Here is a 22,807-nt window from a genome sequence, read left to right as displayed (position 1 = left end):
CCGGACCTGCGGCCGGCGAGGTCACTCGTCGCCGAAGCGCTCCGGCGCGATGTCCCACGGGTCCGAGCCGAGCAGCTCGGCGACCGCCTGCAGCACGCACCGTTCCACGAGCATCCGGTAGTGCACCGGGTCCTCGCAGTGCAGCCGCGCGAGCCGATCGATCGCGACTCGATAGAGGATGATCCGGTTCGGGGCCTCGACATGCCAGCGGTCCATGCCATCGGAGTGCTGCAGCGTCTTGGGCACGTTGGCGATGTCGACCTGCACGTTCGCGAGCCGTTCGGGATTCGCCGCGCGCAGGTAGTTCATCGCATCCGCGACATGGTTCTCGAACCTGACCACGCGTCCGGTGAGCATCGGAAGGTAGGGGCCCGCGACGCTCGAGCGGATGCCCCTGCCGTGCCTTCCGCGGGCGAGGCCGCGCTCAGGGCGCGCCTGCCTCCTGGCGTTCTCGGATTTCTTCTCCCGGCGGCGACGTGGCATGACTGCGAGTTTACGCCCGGCGTACACTTGCCCCGATGCCCAATCGACCATGCTCACGAGTCGCGTGCTCCCGCAAAGCGGAGTACACGCTGACGTTCGACTACGAGGACAAGCTCGCCGTCATCGGCCCGCTTGCGCTCGCGGCGGAACCGCACAGCTACGACCTGTGCGCACGCCACGCAGAACGCTCGACGCCACCGCAGGGGTGGAGCATGATGCGTCCGGTAGTTTTGGGTTCATGACTTCTGTGGCTATCGCACCCGCGTCGACTGACGAGCGGGGTTCTCTCTCTGGTGTCGTGAAGAGCTATGACGTTCGGGGGCTCGTGGGCAGCGAGCTCACGGAGACGCTCGTGACGGCGCTGGGCGCCGGGTTCGTCGACGAATTCGCTCTCGCCGGGCAGACGGTCGTCGTCGGCCACGACATGCGCGACTCCTCGCCTGGCTTCGCCGCCGCCTTCGCCCGCGGTGCCGTCGCGCGAGGTGCGAACGTCACGCACATCGGCCTCTGCTCGACTGACGAGGACTACTTCGCGTCCGGCCGCTACGACGCGGCCGCCGCCATGTTCACGGCAAGCCACAACCCCGCCGCCTACAACGGCATCAAGCTCTCGCTCGCGGGCGCCAAGGCGCTCAGCTTCGACACCGGTCTCTCCGCGATCCGCGACAGGGCAGCCGCGTTCCTCGACGACGGTATCCCCGCGGTCGATCGGCCGGGCTCGGAGCAGCGCATCGACGTGCTCGCCGACTACGCGGCGTACCTGCGCGAGCTGGTCGACCTCTCGGGCATCCGCCCGCTCAAGGTCGTCGTCGACGCCGGCAATGGGATGGGCGGGCTCACCGTGCCCGCCGTGCTCGGCGACGCGGCCGGTCTCGGGGCGCTGCCGCTCGAGATCATCCCCATGTACTTCGAGCTCGACGGCACCTTCCCCAATCACGAGGCGAACCCGCTCGACCCCAAGAACCTCGTCGACCTGCAGGCGGCCGTCGTCGAGCACGGCGCGGATCTCGGTCTCGCCTTCGACGGCGACGCCGACCGCTGCTTCCTGATCGACGAGCTCGGCGAGCCCGTCTCGCCGAGCGCCGTCACGGCGATCGTCGCGCGACGCGAGATCGCACGCGTGCGCGCAGCCGGCGAGAACGAGCCCACGATCCTCCACAACCTGATCGTCTCCCGTCACGTGCCGGAGGCCATCGAGCAGGAGGGCGCGAAGGCGGTCCAGACGAAGGTCGGCCACTCGCTCATCAAGGCGCAGATGGCGGCCACCGACGCGGTCTTCGGCGGCGAGCACTCGGCGCACTACTACTTCCGCGACTTCTGGAGCGCCGACAACGGGATGCTTGCCGCCATGCACGTGCTCGCAGCGGTCGGCGGATCCGACAAGCAGCTCTCCGAGATCGGCGGGCTCGAGAACCCGTACTTCGCGTCCGGGGAGATCAACTCGACCGTCGCGGATGTGCCCGCCGCCCTGGCGCGGATCGTCGACGCCTTCGCCGGCATCGCCGACTTCGAGGAATTCGACGGGCTCACGGTCCGCGGTGCGGACGAGACCGGCTTCTGGTGGTTCAACGTGCGCGCCTCCAACACGGAGCCGCTCCTCCGTCTGAACGCCGAAGCCAAGGACGAGGCACGCCTGCAGTCGCTTCGCGACCAGGTGCTGTCCCTCATCCGAGCGCAGTAGCAACGGGCCTCCGCGCCCCTCTCGGGGCCGGGGCCGGCAGCATCCACCACCACCCCCGGAGCAAGGAAGCAGCACTCATGGCACCAACGTCGGGTATCGAGCTCTCCACCGAACGTCCGTTCGTCGTCGCGGACCTGGCACTGGCAGCCGCGGGTCGCCACCAGATCCGTCTCGCCGAGATCGAGATGCCTGGGCTCATGGCGCTCCGGGCGCAGTACGCCGGGCAGAAGCCGCTGGCCGGGGCGCGCATCGCGGGATCGCTGCACATGACCGTCCAGACAGCGGTGCTCATCGAGACGCTCACCGACCTGGGGGCCGAGGTCCGCTGGGCGAGCTGCAACATCTTCTCCACGCAGGACGAGGCGGCCGCGGCCGTCGCCGTCGGGCCGGAGGGCACGGTCGAGGCCCCGACCGGAGTGCCGGTCTTCGCGTGGAAGGGCGAGACGCTCGAGGAGTACTGGTGGTGCACCTCGCGCATCTTCGACTGGAGCGCAGAGGGAGCAGTCGGCCCCAACCTCATCCTCGACGACGGCGGCGACGCGACCATGCTCGTGCACCTCGGCCGCGAGGCCGAGCTCGCCGGGTCCGTCCGGGAGGCGAGCGATGAGGACAGCGCCGAGATGCGCGTTGTCCTTGACACCATTCGCGAGTCGCTCGCGCACGACGCCGGGCACTTCACGCGCATCGCCGAGGAGGTGCGCGGCGTGACGGAGGAGACGACCACCGGTGTGCACCGACTCTACGAGCTCGCCGAGCGCGGGGAGCTGCAGTTCACGGCGATCAACGTGAACGACTCGGTGACGAAGTCGAAGTTCGACAACACGTACGGCATCCGCCACTCGCTGCCGGACGGCTTGAACCGTGCGACGGATGTGCTCATCGGCGGCAAGACGGCGTTCGTCGTCGGGTACGGCGACGTCGGCAAGGGGGCTGCGGAGGCCCTTCGCGGGCAGGGCGCCCGCGTGATCGTGAGCGAGATCGATCCGATCTGCGCGTGGCAGGCCGCGATGGACGGCTTCCAGGTCGCGAAGGTCGAGGACGTGCTCGACCAGGTCGACATCTGGATCACGTGCACCGGCAACAAGAGCGTGCTGACGCTCGAGCACATGCTCGGCATGAAGCACATGGCCATCGTCGGCAACGTCGGCCACTTCGACAACGAGATCGACATGGCCGGCCTCGAGCGGCTCGAAGGAGCGACGCGCGTCGAGATCAAGCCGCAGGTGCACGAGTGGCGCCTTCCGAACTCGCGTTCGGTGCTTGTCCTCTCGGAGGGGCGCCTGCTCAACCTCGGCAACGCGACGGGTCATCCGTCGTTCGTCATGAGCAGCTCCTTCACGAACCAGGTCCTGGCGCAGCTTGAGCTCTGGCAGCGACTCGACGCCTACCCGATCGGCGTCCATGTGCTGCCGAAGCACCTCGACGAGCAGGTCGCGCGCCTTCACCTCGATGCCCTGGGCGTGCAGCTCACCGAGCTGACGCCGGAGCAGGCCGACTACATCGGCGTCGAGGTCGGCGGGCCCTACAAGGTCAGCCACTACCGATACTGATCCGTTCGGCCACGTCCGATCGCCGAGACGACGAAGCCCGCCAGCTGTTCTGGCGGGCTTCGTCGTTGCCGCTCGGTGACCGAGCCGTTCAGCCTCGGTCGGGGAAGGAGTGGGGCATGCCGTTGAGGGTGGGCGCGAGTGCGTCCTCTCGCCGGGCGATCTCGGCAAGGGCCGCGAGCTCGCGGTCTCGGCGCAGGACAGCCAGGCCCCGCAGATAGGTGTCAGCGTCGACATCCGGGATCGGATGCACGTGGGGGAGCGTCTCGCGGGCGATCTCGCCTGCCGCCCGGTCCCGGTGTGCCGGAGTGAGCTGCGCGGACTGGTCCAGGTAGTCGAGGATGCGACGCGAGGTGCGGTCGGGGAGCCTGCCTGCGTCCGCGATCGTCGCCCACCCGACGAGCTGCGGGGGCATCGGCCCGAGGTGGCGGCGGAGCTTCGGGGCCCGTTCGCGCTGGCAGGTCGTGCCGGCGAGGACGTCGCCGAGCCGTTTGGCCCGGGAGTTGACGAGACCGGTGATGATGGCGATGCCGCCTGCCGACCCGTAGAGCTCGATGAATCCGAGGAGGGCGCGGATGAATGCCTGACGGAACCCGGACGCGCCACCGTCGTCGCGGACGATCCGCAGGCCGGTCGCGAACTTGCCGACCGATCGCCCGCGCGTGAGCGTCTCGACGACACAGGGGGCGACGACGAGGCAGGCGACGAGCAGGGCGATGGCGATGGCGCTGAGCAGCGCTTCGTCGATGGCAACGGGAAAGTCGTCGCTCGACAGGATGGTCATCGTCAGGATGAGGAGCCCGATGTAGCCGACCATGTAGACCAGCGCGTCGAGGGCGGAGGAGGCGGCCCGGAGCGCAAAGCCCGCGGGTCTCACGTCCAGGTGGACTCCTTCGCCGACGACAAGCTGCTCGTCGGTGACGCTCAGGCGTTCCCTGGGTCGCGTCTGAGTGGCCATGGCAGTATTGAAACAGATGGATCTTGAAGCTCTCACAACCGCCCGTTCGGCGGATTGGCAGCGCCTGGGGGCGCTCGCTCGGCGCCGCAATCTGACCGGCGCCGAGATCGACGAGCTCATCACCCGCTACCAGGATTCGTCGACGGAGCTGTCGGCGCTGCGCACGAGCTACGGGGAGACTCGGGAGGGGGAGTTCCTCTCCGTGCAGCTGTCGCGTGCGCGGGGGAGGTTCACCGGAGCCGGGCGAAACATCCTGGTGCTCCTCGGGGCGTTCTTCACGATGGCGCTGCCTGCTGCGCTCTACCGCGTGAGGTGGTGGACGCTTGGCGCGGCCCTCTTCACGATCGCGGTCGCCGCGCTCAGCTACTGGTGGATCGTGGCGAACCCGGAGATCCTCGGCTTCCTCGGTTCCGAGGCCGCCCTGGAGCAGTACGCCGAGGAGGACTTCGTCGGCTACTACTCCGAGTTCTCGGAATCCAGCTTCGCTGCGCGCGTCTTCACGAACAACGCGTGGATCGCGGCGCAGTGCATCGCGTTCGGCATCACAGGACTGTGGGTGCCGGTGGTGCTCGTGCAGAACGCGCTCGGACTGGGCCAGAGCGCAGCTGTCCTCGGTGCTCACGGGCACCTCGACGTCTTCTTCCTCTGGATCGCGCCCCACGGCCTGCTCGAGCTCACGATGGTCTTCGTCGCTGCTGGGGCAGGTCTTCGCATCTTCTGGGCATGGGTGGCACCGGGGGCGAAGACGCGGATGCAGTCGCTCGCTGACGACGGCCGCGCGCTCATCGTCGTGGCAATCGGCACGACGATCTTCCTGTTCATCTCCGGACTCGTCGAGGGGTTCGTGACTCGTCAGGACTGGCCGTGGCCGATCAAGATCGGCATCGGCGCCGCGGCGCTCGGTCTCTACCTGGTCTACGCGCTCTGGCTCGGCGGCCGCGCAGTTCGGGCGGGGGAGACCGGGGCCCTCGAGAAGTTCGATGGTGGAGCTCAGCGCGTCTACGCCGGCTGACTGCGTTGACGCGGGCTGACCTACCGGTGGCCCGGAGCGTGGGTGGAGCAGGGGATGCGGGCGACACGCCCGGGATCGCCCCGAGTTGTGCGTCGCTAGGTCTCTGCGTAATGTAATCACTCGTCAGGCCGACGGAGCGAAACGCGAGAGCGGGTCGCACGGGCCAGACAGTTCTGAAAGAAAGATCAGCATCTGCCACTTGTTCTTGCAAGTTGGAGCAACATGATCTACACTCGGAACTCCTGCCTCACCGGGTAGCGAGATCAACGGCCTCTGGTTCTTCCAGGTGGTTGTGCGGAGGATGAGCTTCATGCTCACGGTCCGTGGTTCTTGTCCGGGGTTTGCAGTGCAAGCGATTGCTCCTTAGAGATGGCCGTGAGGTCTGAAGAGGGAAGCGCTCGATTCTTGAGAACTCAACAGCGTGCACTATGTCAAATGCCAATTTGATCCCGTGCCTCTTCTTTTTGGAGGGGTAAGGATTCCTTTTGGAAACATATTTGGACAATACAAGTCAGTACTGAGCCTTCGGGTTTGGTGTTGTTTTGTTTTTTGTCAGTTTCAAACTTGTCATCGCACTTCGGTGTGGTGGCGTGATGTTTATCAGGCAGCTTTCGGGTTGTTTGGTTGTTATTCATTTACGGAGAGTTTGATCCTGGCTCAGGACGAACGCTGGCGGCGTGCTTAACACATGCAAGTCGAACGATGAAGCCCAGCTTGCTGGGTGGATTAGTGGCGAACGGGTGAGTAACACGTGAGCAACGTGCCCATAACTCTGGGATAACCTCCGGAAACGGTGGCTAATACTGGATATCTAACATGATCGCATGGTCTGTGTTTGGAAAGATTTTTTGGTTATGGATCGGCTCACGGCCTATCAGCTTGTTGGTGAGGTAATGGCTCACCAAGGCGACGACGGGTAGCCGGCCTGAGAGGGTGACCGGACACACTGGGACTGAGACACGGCCCAGACTCCTACGGGAGGCAGCAGTGGGGAATATTGCACAATGGGCGAAAGCCTGATGCAGCAACGCCGCGTGAGGGATGACGGCCTTCGGGTTGTAAACCTCTTTTAGTAGGGAAGAAGCGAAAGTGACGGTACCTGCAGAAAAAGCACCGGCTAACTACGTGCCAGCAGCCGCGGTAATACGTAGGGTGCAAGCGTTGTCCGGAATTATTGGGCGTAAAGAGCTCGTAGGCGGTTTGTCGCGTCTGCTGTGAAATCCCGAGGCTCAACCTCGGGTCTGCAGTGGGTACGGGCAGACTAGAGTGTGGTAGGGGAGATTGGAATTCCTGGTGTAGCGGTGGAATGCGCAGATATCAGGAGGAACACCGATGGCGAAGGCAGATCTCTGGGCCATTACTGACGCTGAGGAGCGAAAGCATGGGGAGCGAACAGGATTAGATACCCTGGTAGTCCATGCCGTAAACGTTGGGCGCTAGATGTGGGGACCATTCCACGGTTTCCGTGTCGTAGCTAACGCATTAAGCGCCCCGCCTGGGGAGTACGGCCGCAAGGCTAAAACTCAAAGGAATTGACGGGGGCCCGCACAAGCGGCGGAGCATGCGGATTAATTCGATGCAACGCGAAGAACCTTACCAAGGCTTGACATATACCGGAAACGTTCAGAAATGTTCGCCCCGCAAGGTCGGTATACAGGTGGTGCATGGTTGTCGTCAGCTCGTGTCGTGAGATGTTGGGTTAAGTCCCGCAACGAGCGCAACCCTCGTCGTATGTTGCCAGCACGTAATGGTGGGAACTCATATGAGACTGCCGGGGTCAACTCGGAGGAAGGTGGGGATGACGTCAAATCATCATGCCCCTTATGTCTTGGGCTTCACGCATGCTACAATGGCTGGTACAATGGGCTGCAATACCGCGAGGTGGAGCGAATCCCAAAAAGCCAGTCTCAGTTCGGATTGGGGTCTGCAACTCGACCCCATGAAGTCGGAGTCGCTAGTAATCGCAGATCAGCAACGCTGCGGTGAATTCGTTCCCGGGCCTTGTACACACCGCCCGTCAAGTCATGAAAGTCGGTAACACCCGAAGCCGGTGGCCTAACCTTTTGGAGGGAGCCGTCGAAGGTGGGATCGGTAATTAGGACTAAGTCGTAACAAGGTAGCCGTACCGGAAGGTGCGGCTGGATCACCTCCTTTCTAAGGAGCACTTAGCACGCACTCTTCGGGGTGTGGAGCTGAAGTCATTTCGGTCGCAAACGTCGACCGGTGGCGCTCATGGGTGGAACATTTGACTATTCGGTGCTTGTTGTCGTTCGTGCGGAGTACGCCCTTTGGGGTTGGAAACGTGTGGGTGATGGTGAGTGCTGGTGTGCACGCTGTTGGGTCCTGAGGGACCGGGCCTGCTGCGGTTGTCGCTCTTTGGAGTGGTGAGCGCGGTGGATCGGACTCTTGGGCCTTCTTGGTTGGCTTTGTGTCAGTCGGGTTGGTACCGATCGTATGTTGAGAACTACACAGTGGACGCGAGCATCTTGAATGCCGCAAATGTTGATCGTCTTCGGATGGTTGGGTTTGTGGTGTTCAGCAATTTTAGTCAAGAGTTTCTGAGAATGAAATGATTGGCTACTCATGTGTAAATCAAATCTTTAAGAGCAAACGGTGGATGCCTTGGCATCTGGAGCCGAAGAAGGACGTAGAAATCTGCGATAAGCCTCGGGGAGTTGATAATCGAACTTTGATCCGAGGATTTCCGAATGGGGAAACCCCGCCAGGCCCCTTGTGGTGACCTGGTGACTCCCGCCTGAATATATAGGGCGGGTAGAGGGAACGTGGGGAAGTGAAACATCTCAGTACCCACAGGAAGAGAAAACAACAGTGATTCCGTTAGTAGTGGCGAGCGAACGCGGATCAGGCTAAACCGGTCGTGTGTGATACCTGGTAGGGGTTGCACGGTCGGGGTTGTGGGACTTTTCATGCTGCTCTACCAGGCAGTGGGCGTGACAGTAGCGTATAGACGAACAGCTTTGAATGGCTGACCAGAGGGGGTGCGAGTCCCGTAGTCGAAATGCGTGTATTGACGTTGAAGAGTATCCCAAGTAGCACGGGGCCCGAGAAATCCCGTGTGAATCTGTCAGGACCACCTGATAAGCCTAAATACTCCCAGATGACCGATAGCGGACAAGTACCGTGAGGGAAAGGTGAAAAGTACCCCGGGAGGGGAGTGAAATAGTACCTGAAACCGTTTGCTTACAATCCGTCGGAGCAGCCTTGTAGCTGTGACGGCGTGCCTTTTGAAGAATGAGCCTGCGAGTTAGTGATATGTGGCGAGGTTAACCCGTGTGGGGCAGCCGTAGCGAAAGCGAGTCTGAATAGGGCGATTCAGTCGCATGTCCTAGACCCGAAGCGAAGTGATCTATCCATGGCCAGGTTGAAGCGAAGGTAAGACTTCGTGGAGGACCGAACCCACCTAGGTTGAAAACTGGGGGGATGAGCTGTGGTTAGGGGTGAAAGGCCAATCAAACTTCGTGATAGCTGGTTCTCTCCGAAATGCATTTAGGTGCAGCGTTGCGTGTTTCTTACCGGAGGTAGAGCTACTGGATGGCCGATGGGGCCCAAAAGCTTACTGACGTCAGCCAAACTCCGAATGCCGGTAAGTGAGAGCGCAGCAGTGAGACTGTGGGGGATAAGCTTCATAGTCGAGAGGGAAACAACCCAGACCACCAACTAAGGTCCCAAAGCGCGTGCTAAGTGGAAAAGGATGTGGAGTTGCACAGACAACCAGGAGGTTGGCTTAGAAGCAGCCACCCTTGAAAGAGTGCGTAATAGCTCACTGGTCAAGTGATTCCGCGCCGACAATGTAACGGGGCTCAAGCACGCCACCGAAGTTGTGGCATTCATATTTATAGACAGGCCTTCGTGGTCCAGTCGTGTGGATGGGTAGGAGAGCGTCGTGTGGCGAGTGAAGCGGCGGTGGAAACCAGCCGTGGACGCTACACGAGTGAGAATGCAGGCATGAGTAGCGAAAGACGGGTGAGAAACCCGTCCTCCGAATGATCAAGGGTTCCAGGGTCAAGCTAATCTTCCCTGGGTAAGCCGGGACCTAAGGCGAGGCCGACAGGCGTAGTCGATGGACAACGGGTTGATATTCCCGTGGCCGGCGAAAAACCGCCCAAGCTAATCCAGTAGTGCTAAGAGTCCGAATCTTCTCGTCTGCCTTCGGGTGGGTGGGAAGCCTAGCGCTCGACCCCGTTCTGGTGCGGTTAGCGTATTAACAGGTGTGACGCAGAAAGGTAGCCGAACCGGGTGATTGGTTGAATCCGGGCAAGGATGTAGGGTGAGTGATAGGCAAATCCGTCACTCGTGAAGCCTGAGATCTGACGCGGAACTCACTTTTGTGAGGTAGTCGGTGATCCTCTGCTGCCAAGAAAAGCATCGACGCGAGGTTTTAGTCGCCCGTACCCCAAACCGACACAGGTGATCAGGTAGAGAATACCAAGGAGATCGAGAGAATCGTGGTTAAGGAACTCGGCAAAATGCCCCCGTAACTTCGGGAGAAGGGGGGCCTGAGGCGTATAGGGATTTACTCCTGAAAGCGCATTGATGGCCGCAGAGACCAGTGGGAAGCGACTGTTTATCAAAAACACAGGTCCGTGCGAAGTCGCAAGACGATGTATACGGACTGACGCCTGCCCGGTGCTGGAAGGTTAAGAGGAAGGGTTAGCTTCGGCGAAGCTCTGAATTTAAGCCCCAGTAAACGGCGGTGGTAACTATAACCATCCTAAGGTAGCGAAATTCCTTGTCGGGTAAGTTCCGACCTGCACGAATGGCGTAACGACTTCCCAGCTGTCTCAACCGCGAACTCGGCGAAATTGCATTACGAGTAAAGATGCTCGTTACGCGCAGCAGGACGAAAAGACCCCGTGACCTTTACTACAGCTTGGTATTGGTGTTCGGTGTGGCTTGTGTAGGATAGGTGGGAGACTGTGAAGCGGGCACGCTAGTGTTCGTGGAGTCGTTGTTGAAATACCACTCTGGTCATTCTGGATATCTAACTTCGAACCGTAATCCGGTTCAGGGACAGTGCCTGGTGGGTAGTTTAACTGGGGCGGTTGCCTCCTAAAGAGTAACGGAGGCGCCCAAAGGTTCCCTCAACCTGGTTGGCAATCAGGTGGCGAGTGTAAGTGCACAAGGGAGCTTGACTGTGAGACTGACAAGTCGAGCAGGGACGAAAGTCGGGACTAGTGATCCGGCAGTGGCTTGTGGAAGCGCTGTCGCTCAACGGATAAAAGGTACCTCGGGGATAACAGGCTGATCTTGCCCAAGAGTCCATATCGACGGCATGGTTTGGCACCTCGATGTCGGCTCGTCGCATCCTGGGGCTGGAGTAGGTCCCAAGGGTTGGGCTGTTCGCCCATTAAAGCGGCACGCGAGCTGGGTTCAGAACGTCGTGAGACAGTTCGGTCTCTATCCGCTGCGCGCGTAGGAAATTTGAGAAGATCTATCTTTAGTACGAGAGGACCGAGATGGACGAACCTCTGGTGTGTCAGTTGTTCCGCCAGGAGCACCGCTGATTGGCTACGTTCGGAACGGATAACCGCTGAAAGCATCTAAGCGGGAAGCCGGCTTCAAGATGAGATTTCCATCCCTTCGGGGGAGAAGCTCCCAGTAGACGACTGGGTTGATAGGCCGGATGTGGAAGCACAGAAATGTGTGGAGCTGACCGGTACTAATAAGCTGATGATTTGATAAAACATGCACATGAATGTTGTTGCTGTTCGCGTCCACTTTGTGGTTCTCGATAGACGATCGAGAATCGACCGCATGCCGGCCCGTTTTGGGTGTGGTGTGTGGTTCGAAACATGATGGTTTGTCCATAGTGTTTCGGCGGTCATAGCGAGAGGGAAACGCCCGGTTACATTCCGAACCCGGAAGCTAAGACTCTCAGCGCCGATGGTACTGCAGGGGGGACCCTGTGGGAGAGTAGGTCACCGCCGGACTTCTTCATGAGCCGGGGTTGGTTGGTGAGTGAGCAGAGATGCTCCTCACCCACCAACCCCGGCTTTTTTGTTGCCCGAACCCCCCCGTTGCCTACAGTCGACCAGTCGCCTTCAGCTCGATGTAGTGGTCGGCGATCGCAGGAGGCAGCGCCGACGGGGTACCCGTGACCGTGTCCCCGCCAAGACGACGAACCGTCTGGCGGACCCGCTCCTGATCCAGCAAGGCCCGCTCGGCGGCCGAGGCCGCGTACGTCTGCTCGCGGGTATCCCGGCGGAGCGCCACCTCGTGCACATCCGGGTTCAGCACCGACCCGAGCACCACCACGTGCTTGCTCGCCAGCTGCGGCAGAGCGGCGATAACCGGTTCGAGCGTGCCACCCGTCTCGAGCGTCGAGAGGATCACGACAAGCGACCGATGCGTCGTCACACCGCGCACGAGGCCGGGGATCGCCCGCCAGTCCGTGGCGATCAGCTCAGGCTCCACATCCGCGAGGGATTCGACCATGCGGCTCAGCAGCTCGGCACCGGAGACGCCCTGGATGCGTGCGCGCACACGGCGGTCCCAGGCCACCACGTCCACCCGATCGCCAGCACGAGTCGCAAGCGCCGCCAGCAGCAGCGCCGACTCGATCGCCGTATCCAAACGCGTCTCGTCGGCAACACGGGCCGCAGAGGTGCGTCCGGTATCGATGACGATGACCACACGGCGGTCGCGCTCCGGGCGCCACGTTCGCACGACGAGGTCCTGGCGCCGAGCCGTGGCGCGCCAATCGATCGAACGGACGTCATCCCCTCGGACATACTCGCGCAGCGAATCGAACTCGGTCCCCTGCCCGCGAACCATTAGACGCGTCGCCCCATCCAGCTCCCGCAGCCGCGCGAGACGCGACGGCAGATGCTTGCGCGAATTGAACGGGGGCAGCACCCGGAGCACACCGCGGTCGGCGAGGCTCACCTGCCGGGCAGCCAAGCCCATGGGCCCCCAGCTCCTGAGGGTGACGAGCTCGGACCTCCGGTCGCCGCGACGCGAAGGACGAAGCGGGAACTCCGCCACACGTCGCTCGCCGGACGGCACATCGAGCTTGGGTCGCTGCTGCGTTGCACCCGCGGTCGGCTCCCAGCCGTCCCTGACCTGGAGCCGGAGCGTGCGCGAGCCTCGGTTGGTGATCGCGACCCTGCTCACGGCGTGTTCCCCCAGCCGTACTCGAGCGGGCAGGTCACGCTCGATCTCGACCTGGCGCGGGGCGCCGGCGAGCAAGACGTCTGCAATCGACGTCAGGAGAACGAAGAGCAGCCAGATTGCGAGCGTCACGTACGCAGACTCCGCTGTCTGCCCGAAGAGCACCACTGGGACGGCGCCGACCGCAGTCAGGAGCACCAGACGTCCGCTCACCACCATGCGCTCACGCTTCCCTTCAGACCTGCAACTTCGACGAGCACCCGCAGCTGCCGGATCAGATGGGTACCTGGACCTGCGCGAGGATCGAGCGGAGGATCGCGTCCGCGCCGACCCCCTCGAGCTCGGCTTCCGGTCGAAGCTGCAGTCGGTGCCGAAGCACCGGAAGCGACATCGCCTGCACGTGGTCGGGCGTCACCGCCTGGTATCCGCTGAGGTACGCGAATGCCTTGCTCGCCGACATGAGGGCGGTCGCCCCGCGAGGAGAGACACCCATGCGAACGGACGGCGACTGGCGGGTGGCCCGAGCGATATCGACGATGTACGCGAGCACGTCCGCCCGGACATCGACAGCCGCCGCCTCGGCCTGAGCGCGCCTGAGCTCCTCGGCCGTGAGCGCGCTTCGCACCCCTGCGGCGCGCAGGTCCCGGGGAGAGAACCCCGCGGCATGCCGGCGCAGCACCTCGAACTCGGCGTCTCGAGACGGCAGCTCGAGCACGAGCTTCAGAAGGAAGCGGTCGAGCTGAGCCTCCGGGAGGGTGTACGTGCCCTCGTACTCGATGGGGTTCATGGTCGCGGCGACGAGGAAGGGGGAGGGGAGCGCGCGCGTCACCCCGTCCGCGGACACCTGACGTTCCTCCATCGCCTCGAGCAGGGCCGACTGGGTCTTCGGCGGCGTGCGGTTGATCTCATCGGCGAGCAGGATGTTCGTGAACACCGGGCCCTCGCGGAACTCGAACTCGCCAGCGGCAGCGTCGTAGACCAGTGAGCCCGTGATGTCACCTGGCATGAGGTCTGGCGTGAACTGCACGCGCTTCGTGTCGAGCGACAGCGTCTCGCTCAGGGTCCGCACGAGGAGGGTCTTGCCGACCCCTGGAATGCCCTCGAGCAGGGCGTGACCGCCGGCGAGCAGGGCGACGAGGAGACCGTCAACCGCTCGCTCCTGTCCGACGACGGCCTTGGCGACCTCGCCTCTGACTCGCTGCAGTGCTTCACGGACATCGGTGCTCATACTGGGCCTCCGGATTTCTCGGCGGTGGAACTCTGATCGGTGGTGCTGGGGCCCGTGCTGACGGGACCGCGGCCGGGGTCCGCCGCTTCGGCGACCGCTCGTTCCAGGGTCAGCAGGGCCTGGCTGAGGTCGAGCAGCTCGGCCTCGCTGCCGGGGACGGCGTCAAGGAGGGTCCAGGCGATGGCTGCTCGGTTCGCGCCGAGGATGGCCGCGCTCGAGGTGATGATCTCCTGCACGCTGCTGGCTTTGGCCAGCCCGAGCGACTTCGCGAGCCGGGTGGTCGTGCCGATGCGGAGGTTGTCGAGCGCGCGCAGACGCGCGCGCTGCTGGGCGTAGAGCCGTCCGCGGCCGTGCATGGTCTCCGACGCCTCGACGATCACCGGCAGGCGCTCCTCGACGAGCGGCCCGAAGCGGCGACCGCGCCAGACCATGACCGCGAGCAGCGTGGCGAGGGCGATCAGGATGCTCGGCGTCAGCCAAGGCGGCACGAACGCATCGAGTGAGGGCTCGACGCCGAAGACGGCCTCCGCGTCCGAGATTCCAGGCGTGTACCAGACGAGCGACTGGGTCTGTCCAAGCACCGCGAGCCCCATGGCCGCGTTCGCGGAGCTCAGCACGTCGCCGTTGCTCAGGTTGTCCGTCGCCCCCAGCGCGGAAAGCGTCGTCCCCGAGGCAAGCGTGGTCTCGACGTAGGCGAATCGCTCCGACTCGGCGTAGCAGGCGCTGCCGCCCGCGGCAGCGTCGTCGAGCTGATAGAGCCGAGCTCCTCGCTGCGAGATCTCGGGTGCCAGCTCGGAGAGGGGCGCAGCGCATTCCGCGCCCGCCTCGACGACATCTCCCGCTTCACCCGCGGCCCCGACCCCACCGACCGTGATCGCCCCGCCGAAGGCTTCGAGGAGGCCGCGGCTCGGAGCGAGCAGGACAACACTGTCCGCGTCCAGGTCAGCGATCTGAGCCGCCAGCTCATCGACCGCGATGCCGTCGCGGTCGTGCACGACCAACGTCGTCTCCCCCTCGGCGTCCTGGAGCCGCGACCGGGCGTCATCGATGCTCTCCGCGCTGCTCGTCTGAACTCCCTGCTCGCCGAGCACGGTGAACACGGCTTTCGCCCCGTTGGGGCGTGCGGAGTCGACACCGAGATAGGGGGAGTTGGCGCTCGCGACACCGCCCGCGATGAGCGCGCTGGTCACGGCGATCACGACGGCGCCTACGGCGATGAGGAGCCACGGACGTGCTCGCCTCAAACGCTCTGCGATCGTCGGCGTCGCTTCCTGCGTGAGGCTCATGAGGCGCGACCCGAGAACGAGGTGAGCGCCACCGGCTTGGCCGCCTGCAGCGCCGAATCCACCTCGCGCAACGCGAGCCAGTCGTCCTCTGACGCGCCGAGGCCCAGGTATCTGGCCGCGTTGAACGACCGGGCAGCTCGGTGCAGCCCGGGCGCCTGCCCCGGAAACGCAGAGGTCGTCGCCTCAGCGACGGCCGTCGCGGTCATGCCGGGGCTCAGTGCGATCACGGTGCGGTCATGCACGGCCCGCGCGAGCGCCCTGAACTGCTCGATCACGGCAGTCTCGAAGTCACCCCGTGCCCCCGCGGCGGCGGCGGATGCCCGCAGCTCCTGCGCGGAGCGCTCGTCACCGTCGAACAGATCAGGTGAGAACGCCGACCTGCGCCTCGCGCGCTGAACGAGGATCGGGCGACCCACGAGCAACGCGATGACGGCGAGGACGACGATCGCGCCGAGCACGAGCGCGATCGGCGAGAGCCCACCGGGAACGCCGTCGATGGGCTGCAGGATGTCGTTGACCCAGTTCCAGAAGTCATCGATCCAGAGGTCGAGCCAGGTCGGCGAGGCCTGCGTGTACTCGCTCTTGGCGAGCTCGCCCTGCAGCAGGTCTCGGGCTCGGTCCTCATCGATCTCCAGAGGGGGCTCTCCGGAGCCGGCCCAGGGGCCAAAGCCCATCAGCGCGCGTATCCCGGAGCGGTCATGGGCGCCGGGTGCTGCTCCCGCTGCACATCGAAGTCGGCGTCGGTGATCTCCGCGCCAGCTGACGACTGCTCCGCGTACCGCTGGAGGGTCACGCCGAGCCCTTCCTTCCGCATCCGCAGATCGAAGTACAGGATCGTGGCGTTTCCGCTGGTGAGTACGAGGACGATCGCCCCGAGCAGGACCTGCAGCGCTGAGGTGAGCAGCAGGATGACCGCGAAGGCGACGATCGTGCCGGGCTGCGGTTCCGTCGACTGCCCGGTGCCGAGCGGCGTGAGGATGACCTGGCCCATGCTGACGGCCAGTTGCGCGACCGTCGAGACCGCCCCCGTCGCGAAGTTCAGGATCACCTGGATGACGACCACGATGCCGAGCACCCGCCAGAAGTTGCCGTGGGAGAGACCCCAGCTACGCCGGATGGCCGCGATGGGCCCGAGCCCCTCGAGCACGATGGCACTCGGAGCGAACATGATCTTGATGCCCACCCACACCATGAGGACGACCGTCGCGCCGCCCAGCAGCAGCGTGAAGATCACGCCGAGACCGATGGAACCGGCCATCGTCGCCTCGTCTGCTCCTGAGCCAGAGAGGACCATGAACAGGATGAACGGGATGAGCAGCCAGCCGATGGCGATGAGGAGGAGCGAGCCGACGCCGACGATCAGCGCATAGCCGATGAGGCGCCAGATGCCGCGCCACCCGGCGCGCCAGGCTTCCTTGAAGCCGAGCTTCTCGCCGATCGCCCCGCGTGCGACGACGCGCACGAGAATGCCCTGCAGGAGCGCCGAGCCGACGCCGGCGATGGCCAAGCCGAAGAGCGCGGCGAGCGAGGTCAGCGTGATGGAGGACACCAGCATCGGCGTGATGTCCTCCTGGCTTCCGCCGAATGGGATGCGCGTGAACATGAGCATGCCGACGACCACCGGAAGGAGACTCGCGAAGAGCGTGGTCGCGCCCATGACGATGACGGCGCTGCCGAGGGTCGTCTTGGGGGACGTGCGGAAGAGCCGGAAGGTGGCGGCGAGCGCATCCCCGAACGCGAGTGGGCGCAACGGGAACAGGCCAGGAGTCGGGGCCGGCATCCACTGGCCACCGGGCCGCTGCCCGTACCCGGATTCCGGCGGAGGGCCGTACTGCCAGTTCGACGAGCCGGGGGCAGGCTGCGGCGCGGGCCACTGGGCTCCCTGCTCGAACCCGCCGCTCGACGGCGCTCCGGGTGGCGGCGGATACGCGTGGTTGGGCTCTGGTGCGTGCTCGTATGGGCCATGCGTCACCCGCCCATCGTGGCATACTGCTCGCCGCGCTCTCTGGGTTGAGCCTCTGAGGAGGCTACGCCCGCTACGCTGAGGGAACCGCCCGGTCTCGTGCGGGTTCTGGAACAGGGAGGGTTCTGTGGGCGAACGCATCCTCGTGGTCGATGACGACCTCGCGCTCTCGGAGATGATCGGCATCGTACTCAGAGCTGAGGGCTACGAACCGGAGTTCTGCGGTGACGGCGCGGCTGCCCTCGGCGAGTTCCGTCGGGTCAAGCCGGAGCTCGTGCTGCTCGACGTCATGCTCCCTGGGCTCGACGGCATCCAGATCTGCCACCTGCTGCGCGCCGAATCCGGGACCCCGATCATCATGCTCACCGCGAAGTCGGACACGACCGACGTGGTGCGCGGCCTCGAGGCCGGTGCCGACGACTACATCGTCAAGCCGTTCAACCCGAAGGAGCTCGTCGCACGCATCAAGACGCGACTTCGCGCCAGCCAGCCGGAGGTGCAGAGCATCATCCGCGTCGGCGACCTGACCCTGAACGTGAACGCGCACGAGGTCCTGCGAGGCGACGAGCAGATCAACCTGACTCCTCTCGAGTTCGACCTGCTCCTGACCCTCGCGGCGAAGCCGCAGAAGGTCTTCACGCGCGAGGAGCTCCTCGAGCAGGTCTGGGGCTACCAGTACAAGGCGGATACGCGACTCGTGAACGTGCACGTGCAGCGCCTGCGCGCGAAGGTCGAGCACGACCCGGACCATCCGAAGATCGTGGCGACGGTTCGCGGCGTGGGCTACCGCGCTGGGAACACCACCGCATTCTCCTGACGTGAGCGCAGTGATACCGCGCGCGACCTCCACCTCTCCTCGGTCCTCAGACGTCGACACGGAGGGCATCCGCGTCCCCTACCGGTGGCGGTCCGCCCGCGGCGTGTGGCGGAACCTCGTGTTCCTCTGGCGCACGTCGCTGCCATTCCGAACGATCGCGCTCTCGGTCGCGCTGACGACCGCGACGGTGCTCTCGGTCGGTTTCGTCATGTCGAACTCGATCGCGAGCGACCTCTTCAACTCGAGGCTTCGGCCGCTCGTCTCCGAGACCGAGCGTGCCGTGACGGCGGCCCAGACCGTCTTCGCGTCGGGCGAGGAGACGGACAGCGCGGCTCTGGAGACGCTGCAGACCGTCGCAGTGGATGCGGCGCAGGACTCCGCGGCGAACAGCTACGGCGTCATCTTCATGCAGAGCGGGTCAGGGACGGGTGAGCAGTCGAACGAGCTGCGAGCACTCGCGAAGGGACCCGTGTCCGCAGACCTCGTCTCCGATGAGCTGAAGGAAGCGGTCAGCGCAGGGGCGGACACGACCGCGACCGGTGCCGCGTCGACCTCCCCGCAGACGCACTATCAGTCGATCGCGCTCGTCGACGAGCTCGGCAACGTCGTCCCCGGCATCGTCATCGGCTCAACCGTCACCGTGCAGAACCTCGGCCAGTACGAGATGTACTTCGTGTACTCGATGGAGGAGACCCAGCAGACGCTCGACTTCGTGCAGCGCACCCTCGTCGTCGCCATGATCGTGCTGGTCCTGCTCGTCGCCGTCATCACGGGATTCGTCATGCGCGCCGTCATCCAGCCCATCCGCGAGGCGGCGAAGACGAGCCGACGCCTCGCCGCCGGCCACCTCGAGCAGCGTGTCCCAGAGTCCGGCGAGGACGACATCGCCACGCTGGCGAGATCGTTCAACGAGATGGCGGACAGCCTGCAGGACCAGATCGAGCGGCTCGCGAACCTGTCCCAGGTGCAGCAGCGCTTCGTCTCGGACGTCTCGCACGAGCTGCGGACGCCGCTCACGACCATCCGTCTCGCCGGTGGGATGCTCTTCGACCGACGTGATGACTTCGACACCGTCACGGCTCGCTCGGTCGAGCTGCTGCACGACCAGATCGAGCGGTTCGAGATCCTCCTCGCCGATCTCCTCGAGATCTCGAGGTACGACGCGGGCGCGGTGGAGATCCTGCGCGAATCGAACAGCCTCGCGACGGTCGCCGACGACGTCATCGGGGCCATGACCCCGGTCGCGCTCGACCACGGCACACGCCTCGTCCTCAAGGCACCAGGCGGATACGGCGAGTCGGAATTCGACGCACGTCGCATCAACCGGGTCGTGCGCAATCTCCTCGGGAACGCCATCGAGCACGGGGAGGCCAAGCCCATCGTGGTCTCTGTCGATTCCAACGAGTCGGCGGTCGCCCTCTCGGTGCGCGACTACGGCATCGGCATGACCGAGGCGGAGCGGACGAGGGTCTTCGACCGGTTCTGGCGCGCTGATCCGTCCCGCAAGCGCGATGGGCGGGTCGGGGCTCGGGCTCGCGATCTCGCTCGAGGACGTCCGCCTGCACGAAGGACGCCTCGAGGTGTGGTCCGAGCCCGGCAAGGGGACGAACTTCCGGCTCACGCTCCCGCGGTTCGTGGGTGGCAAGATCATGGGGTCGCCGCTCCCACTCGAGCCGGGTGACGCCGGGGCCGCGACCATCACGATCGAGCAGGAGGACGTGTCCTCCGAGGCGTTCACCGACGAGGACGTCGACACGCAGCCCATCGAGCTCCCTGACCTCGTCGGCATGCGCTCCTCGAACGCGGAGCCGATCGTCTCCTCGGCCCCCACGAACTCGATGGACGTCATCGAGACCGCCTCCCTGGACGAGCCGACGCAGGCACCAGCACCCTGGGACGACGCCGAGGCGGTCGTCGTGACGAGCTCGGCCCCCGACTCCGTGCCGTCGCTTCCCAGCAGCGACCACGACGATGGCCTGGACAGCGGCAACGCCGGCGCGAGCCGCGATCAGGACCAGGAGGACCCGAAGTGACACGAGCAGCGTACCGACGTCGCGCCGCGCGGAGCGCGACCGCCGCGATCGTGATCCTCGCCGTGCTCGTGCTCGCCGGATGCGCCCGCATCCCGACCTCCGGCCAGGTCCTGGCCGGAGAGTCCGAGCAGCAGGAGAGCGACCAGTCCTACAGCTTCTTCCCTGACGCCCCCCGCGACGGGATGAGCCGCGAGGAGATCGTCGAGGGGTTCCTCGACGCGGGAACCGGAACGCAGAACGACTACGAGGTCGCGAGAGAGTACCTCGCGGACTCGTACCGACAGGAGTGGGACCCGAACGCGCGCATCCTCATCACGGCATCCGTGCCGGACGTGGTCGATGCGGGGCCGGACAGCATCCAAGCCAGCTACAAGTCCTCGGCGAGCGTCGACTCGGAAGGCCTCTACAGTGAGCTGAAGAGCGGAACGACGGAACGGCTCGAGTTCACGCTCGCCCAGGACTCCGCCGGCGAGTGGAGGATCACGGAGGCCCCACCGGGCATCGTGCTGCTCAGTCAGAACTTCCGCAGCCTCTTCAAGAGCTACACGCTCTACTTCTACGACGACACCCTCTCGCGGCTCGTGCCGGACGTGCGCTGGTTCGACGCGCAGCAGACAGCGCTGACGCGGATCGCCCGCGCGCTCGTGAACGGCCCAGCCCCCTGGCTCGCCGAGGGCAACGTCGTCAGCGCCATCCCGTCCGGTGTCTCACTGCTGGGGGCGGTCACCGTCGAAGGGGATGTCGCCGACGTGGACTTCTCGTCGAGTCTCTCCTCGACCTCACCCGACCAGTACTCGCGGATGCTCCTGCAGCTCACCGAGAGCTTCGCGGACTTCGAGGCGATCACGAGCGTCACCATGTCGATCACGGGTGTCCCCATCGACCAGGAGCTTCCTCCGGAGGATGAGGTCGTGGTCAACCGCCAGGTGACGAGCACGCCGCTCGTGTACAAGAGCGGCGAGCTCGGCTTCCTCGGCGGCGTCAACGTCACGGCATCGCCAGAGACGGCGGCCCTGCAGGGCGCGCTCGCCTCGCTCAGCCCGCAGAAGGGCGCCTACTCCGCCGACGGCGACGTCGCATCCTTCGTGACCCCGAACGGCGTCTTCACGACGCCCATCTCCGATCCTGAACCCCTGCTCGTGGACGCGCGGCCGGGTCCGTTGGCCATGAGCCTGGACAGCTGGGGATACACCTGGACGGGGAGCACGGACGGGCCCGGGCTCCGCGCGACCGACGTCGAGGACCGCCAGCACAGCTGGCTCGAGCCCGCGGAGAACGTCGGAGCCACCGGGTACCGGGCCATCGCCGTGTCGCGCGACGGCGCGAGGCTGGCCGTGCTCGAGAACAGCTCCGTCGGGGTGCGCGTCGCCGTCATGGCGATCGAGCGTGAGCCGAGCACGAATCGACCAGTGGCGCTCGGCGTCCCGCTCGTCCTCGAACCGGGCGGAGCCTCACCGGTCGACCTCGCCTGGGTCGACGAGACGTCGCTCGCCGTCCTCGCGGTTGGCAGCGAGGGGACCGCCGAGGTCCGGACACAGACGGTCGGCGGCACGGTCAGCGTCAACGGTGCGGTGCTCGACGGGCAGCAGATCACGGGAAGCAACACCCCTGCCGGGCTGCGAGTGCTTGACAAGGACCACCACATCTACGTGCCGAAGGGCAACAGGTGGCAGCAGTCGGACGCCGTCGTCGACTTCATCCTGACGCAGGTGTGACGGATGCGCTGAGGCGGTTCTCCACAGTCTCAGCCGCCGGGTGAGACCGCGGACCAGGCTGAGGCAAGCTGGCAGGATGTCGCCGCCGTCTATGCAGGTCGCGCTTCTGCGCACGTGGCTCGAGCGGCTGCGTGCGGATGCACTCGACGCGCTCGCGGTGGTCCTGCCGGTCACATGCGCCGCGTGCGGAGCCGTCGATCGGGCCCTGTGCCGGCGGTGCGCTGAGCACCTCGCGCGCGACACGTTCGTCCGGGCGTGCGAGCTGCGCGTCGTCGCCGTCGACGGCAGCCGCATCCCGGTCATCGCCGCGTCCGACTATGAAGGACCGACCAAGGCGCTCATCGCGGCGCTCAAGGAACGTGGGAGGACGGACGCGGCCCGCCCGCTCGGCCTCCTTCTGCGGAGGGCGATCAGCGCGCTGGCGGAGTCCACGCGAGCCCCCGCATCCACGACCGGACCGCAACCCGCGTGGGTTCCGGTGCTCGCGCCCTCCTCGCCGAAGTCTCGTCGTGTGCGCGGGTACGCCCACCTCGCCATGCTCTGGGAGGTTGCGGTGCCCGGGACGCGCGGCGTCGGCGGGCTCCGCATCACCCGGCGGGTCCGCGATCAGGCGGGGCTCTCCCAGCACGCCAGGGCGGCGAACCTCGAGGACGCCTACGTCGCTGACCCCAGGCTCGCCGGTGCGCGGGTCGTCCTGGTCGACGACGTCGTCACGAGCGGCGCGACGATCAGGGAATCGGTGCGCGCACTGGAAGCCGTTGGGGCGGTGGTCGTCGGCTGCGCTGTCATCGCGGAGACCAGGCGGAGAGCACCGCATCACCCGTGAGCCGCACTCGACACGCGCGGAGGGTACGGCATGCCTGCGAAGTCGCAGATAACACCGGGTGAATAGGGGTCTACGATTGCGGCACAGCATCACGAGGCAGTGACACCTCGGCCTCGTGCAGAACGAC

The 22,807-nt window shown here is 65.0% G+C and carries 15 protein-coding genes, 3 rRNA genes and 2 pseudogenes; 13 read left to right on the top strand and 7 right to left on the bottom strand.

Annotated elements, in window-relative coordinates; genetic code table 11:
* Positions 1 to 21: 21 nt before the first annotated feature.
* On the bottom strand, positions 22 to 483 hold the full coding sequence (locus ACQFZP_RS07280; RefSeq protein WP_179557960.1) for a hypothetical protein: 462 nt from the start codon (positions 481 to 483) through the stop codon (positions 22 to 24).
* Positions 484 to 518: 35 nt separating this feature from the next.
* Here ACQFZP_RS07280 and ACQFZP_RS07275 point away from each other — a divergent pair, with 35 nt between their 5' ends.
* The 3 genes from ACQFZP_RS07275 (at position 519) to ahcY (ending at position 3,714) form a co-directional block, all read left to right on the top strand.
* A complete protein-coding gene (locus ACQFZP_RS07275) occupies positions 519 to 725 on the top strand; it encodes a DUF3499 family protein (protein ID WP_104252264.1) in 207 nt (68 codons plus the stop codon).
* Positions 722 to 2,164, top strand: coding sequence for a phosphomannomutase/phosphoglucomutase (locus tag ACQFZP_RS07270; RefSeq protein ID WP_211890821.1), 1,443 nt, complete (start codon positions 722 to 724; stop codon positions 2,162 to 2,164). The genes ACQFZP_RS07275 and ACQFZP_RS07270 overlap by 4 nt, the downstream gene beginning before the upstream one ends.
* A 77-nt stretch (positions 2,165 to 2,241) precedes the next feature.
* Complete coding sequence (gene ahcY / locus ACQFZP_RS07265) at positions 2,242 to 3,714, top strand: adenosylhomocysteinase (RefSeq protein WP_179557962.1); 1,473 nt, start codon at positions 2,242 to 2,244, stop codon at positions 3,712 to 3,714.
* Between the two features lie 88 nt (positions 3,715 to 3,802).
* On the opposite strand, the gene ACQFZP_RS07260 is transcribed toward ahcY, so the two are convergent.
* Positions 3,803 to 4,669: an RDD family protein gene (locus ACQFZP_RS07260; RefSeq protein WP_211890819.1), complete on the bottom strand. Its 867-nt coding sequence runs from the start codon at positions 4,667 to 4,669 to the stop codon at positions 3,803 to 3,805.
* 16 nt (positions 4,670 to 4,685) lie between these two features.
* On the opposite strand from ACQFZP_RS07260, the gene ACQFZP_RS07255 reads away from it, so the two are divergent.
* The 4 genes from ACQFZP_RS07255 to rrf all read left to right on the top strand — a co-directional run bounded on the left by ACQFZP_RS07255 (position 4,686) and on the right by rrf (position 11,632).
* A complete protein-coding gene (locus ACQFZP_RS07255) occupies positions 4,686 to 5,681 on the top strand; it encodes a stage II sporulation protein M (protein ID WP_104312786.1) in 996 nt (331 codons plus the stop codon).
* 634 nt (positions 5,682 to 6,315) lie between these two features.
* Positions 6,316 to 7,835: ribosomal RNA gene (locus tag ACQFZP_RS07250) — 16S ribosomal RNA — on the top strand.
* Between the two features lie 436 nt (positions 7,836 to 8,271).
* Positions 8,272 to 11,385: ribosomal RNA gene (locus ACQFZP_RS07245) — 23S ribosomal RNA — on the top strand.
* Between the two features lie 130 nt (positions 11,386 to 11,515).
* Positions 11,516 to 11,632, top strand: a 5S ribosomal RNA gene (gene rrf / locus ACQFZP_RS07240).
* The 16S, 23S and 5S rRNA genes sit together here, the layout of an rRNA operon.
* Before the next feature lie 91 nt (positions 11,633 to 11,723).
* On the opposite strand, the gene ACQFZP_RS07235 is transcribed toward rrf, so the two are convergent.
* Genes ACQFZP_RS07235 through ACQFZP_RS07215 form a run of 5 tightly spaced genes read right to left on the bottom strand, consistent with a single transcriptional unit; the run spans position 11,724 to position 17,298 of the window.
* Complete coding sequence (locus ACQFZP_RS07235; RefSeq protein ID WP_211890817.1) at positions 11,724 to 13,031, bottom strand: DUF58 domain-containing protein; 1,308 nt, start codon at positions 13,029 to 13,031, stop codon at positions 11,724 to 11,726.
* Positions 13,032 to 13,086: 55 nt separating this feature from the next.
* Positions 13,087 to 14,040: an AAA family ATPase gene (locus ACQFZP_RS07230; RefSeq protein WP_104252318.1), complete on the bottom strand. Its 954-nt coding sequence runs from the start codon at positions 14,038 to 14,040 to the stop codon at positions 13,087 to 13,089.
* On the bottom strand, positions 14,037 to 15,326 hold the full coding sequence (locus ACQFZP_RS07225; protein ID WP_211890816.1) for a DUF4350 domain-containing protein: 1,290 nt from the start codon (positions 15,324 to 15,326) through the stop codon (positions 14,037 to 14,039). Before ACQFZP_RS07225 ends, ACQFZP_RS07230 begins: the two co-directional genes overlap by 4 nt.
* Positions 15,323 to 16,000 carry a DUF4129 domain-containing protein gene (locus ACQFZP_RS07220; RefSeq protein ID WP_211890815.1) on the bottom strand — a complete coding sequence of 226 codons (678 nt, stop codon included), beginning with the start codon at positions 15,998 to 16,000 and terminating at the stop codon, positions 15,323 to 15,325. Before ACQFZP_RS07220 ends, ACQFZP_RS07225 begins: the two co-directional genes overlap by 4 nt.
* On the bottom strand, positions 16,000 to 17,298 hold the full coding sequence (locus ACQFZP_RS07215) for a hypothetical protein (RefSeq protein ID WP_211890814.1): 1,299 nt from the start codon (positions 17,296 to 17,298) through the stop codon (positions 16,000 to 16,002). Before ACQFZP_RS07215 ends, ACQFZP_RS07220 begins: the two co-directional genes overlap by 1 nt.
* 118 nt (positions 17,299 to 17,416) lie before the next feature.
* On the opposite strand from ACQFZP_RS07215, the gene mtrA reads away from it, so the two are divergent.
* The 6 genes and pseudogenes from mtrA (at position 17,417) to ACQFZP_RS07185 (ending at position 22,680) form a co-directional block, all read left to right on the top strand.
* Entirely contained in the window at positions 17,417 to 18,106 is a 690-nt protein-coding gene (gene mtrA, locus ACQFZP_RS07210) for an MtrAB system response regulator MtrA (protein WP_104252322.1), read from the top strand.
* A gap of 1 nt (position 18,107) precedes the next feature.
* Positions 18,108 to 19,562, top strand: a pseudogene (mtrB, locus tag ACQFZP_RS07205) (MtrAB system histidine kinase MtrB); the annotation flags it as partial.
* A gap of 55 nt (positions 19,563 to 19,617) precedes the next feature.
* Positions 19,618 to 19,683, top strand: a pseudogene (locus tag ACQFZP_RS07200) (hypothetical protein); the annotation flags it as partial.
* Between the two features lie 72 nt (positions 19,684 to 19,755).
* Complete coding sequence (locus ACQFZP_RS07195; protein WP_249312255.1) at positions 19,756 to 20,139, top strand: hypothetical protein; 384 nt, start codon at positions 19,756 to 19,758, stop codon at positions 20,137 to 20,139.
* Positions 20,136 to 21,854, top strand: a complete 1,719-nt coding sequence (locus ACQFZP_RS07190; RefSeq protein ID WP_104311066.1) for an LpqB family beta-propeller domain-containing protein — start codon at positions 20,136 to 20,138, stop codon at positions 21,852 to 21,854. The genes ACQFZP_RS07195 and ACQFZP_RS07190 overlap by 4 nt, the downstream gene beginning before the upstream one ends.
* A 76-nt stretch (positions 21,855 to 21,930) precedes the next feature.
* Positions 21,931 to 22,680 (top strand): ComF family protein, encoded by a 750-nt coding sequence (locus ACQFZP_RS07185; protein ID WP_211890812.1) that lies wholly within the window; start codon positions 21,931 to 21,933, stop codon positions 22,678 to 22,680.
* Positions 22,681 to 22,807: the final 127 nt, after the last annotated feature.

The sequence above is a fragment of the Pseudoclavibacter sp. Marseille-Q434 genome (genome assembly GCF_050315415.1).
Lineage (GTDB): Bacteria > Actinomycetota > Actinomycetes > Actinomycetales > Microbacteriaceae > Pseudoclavibacter.
Note: the sequence above shows the minus strand (reverse complement) of the source record. Positions and strands in the feature narration are given on the sequence as shown.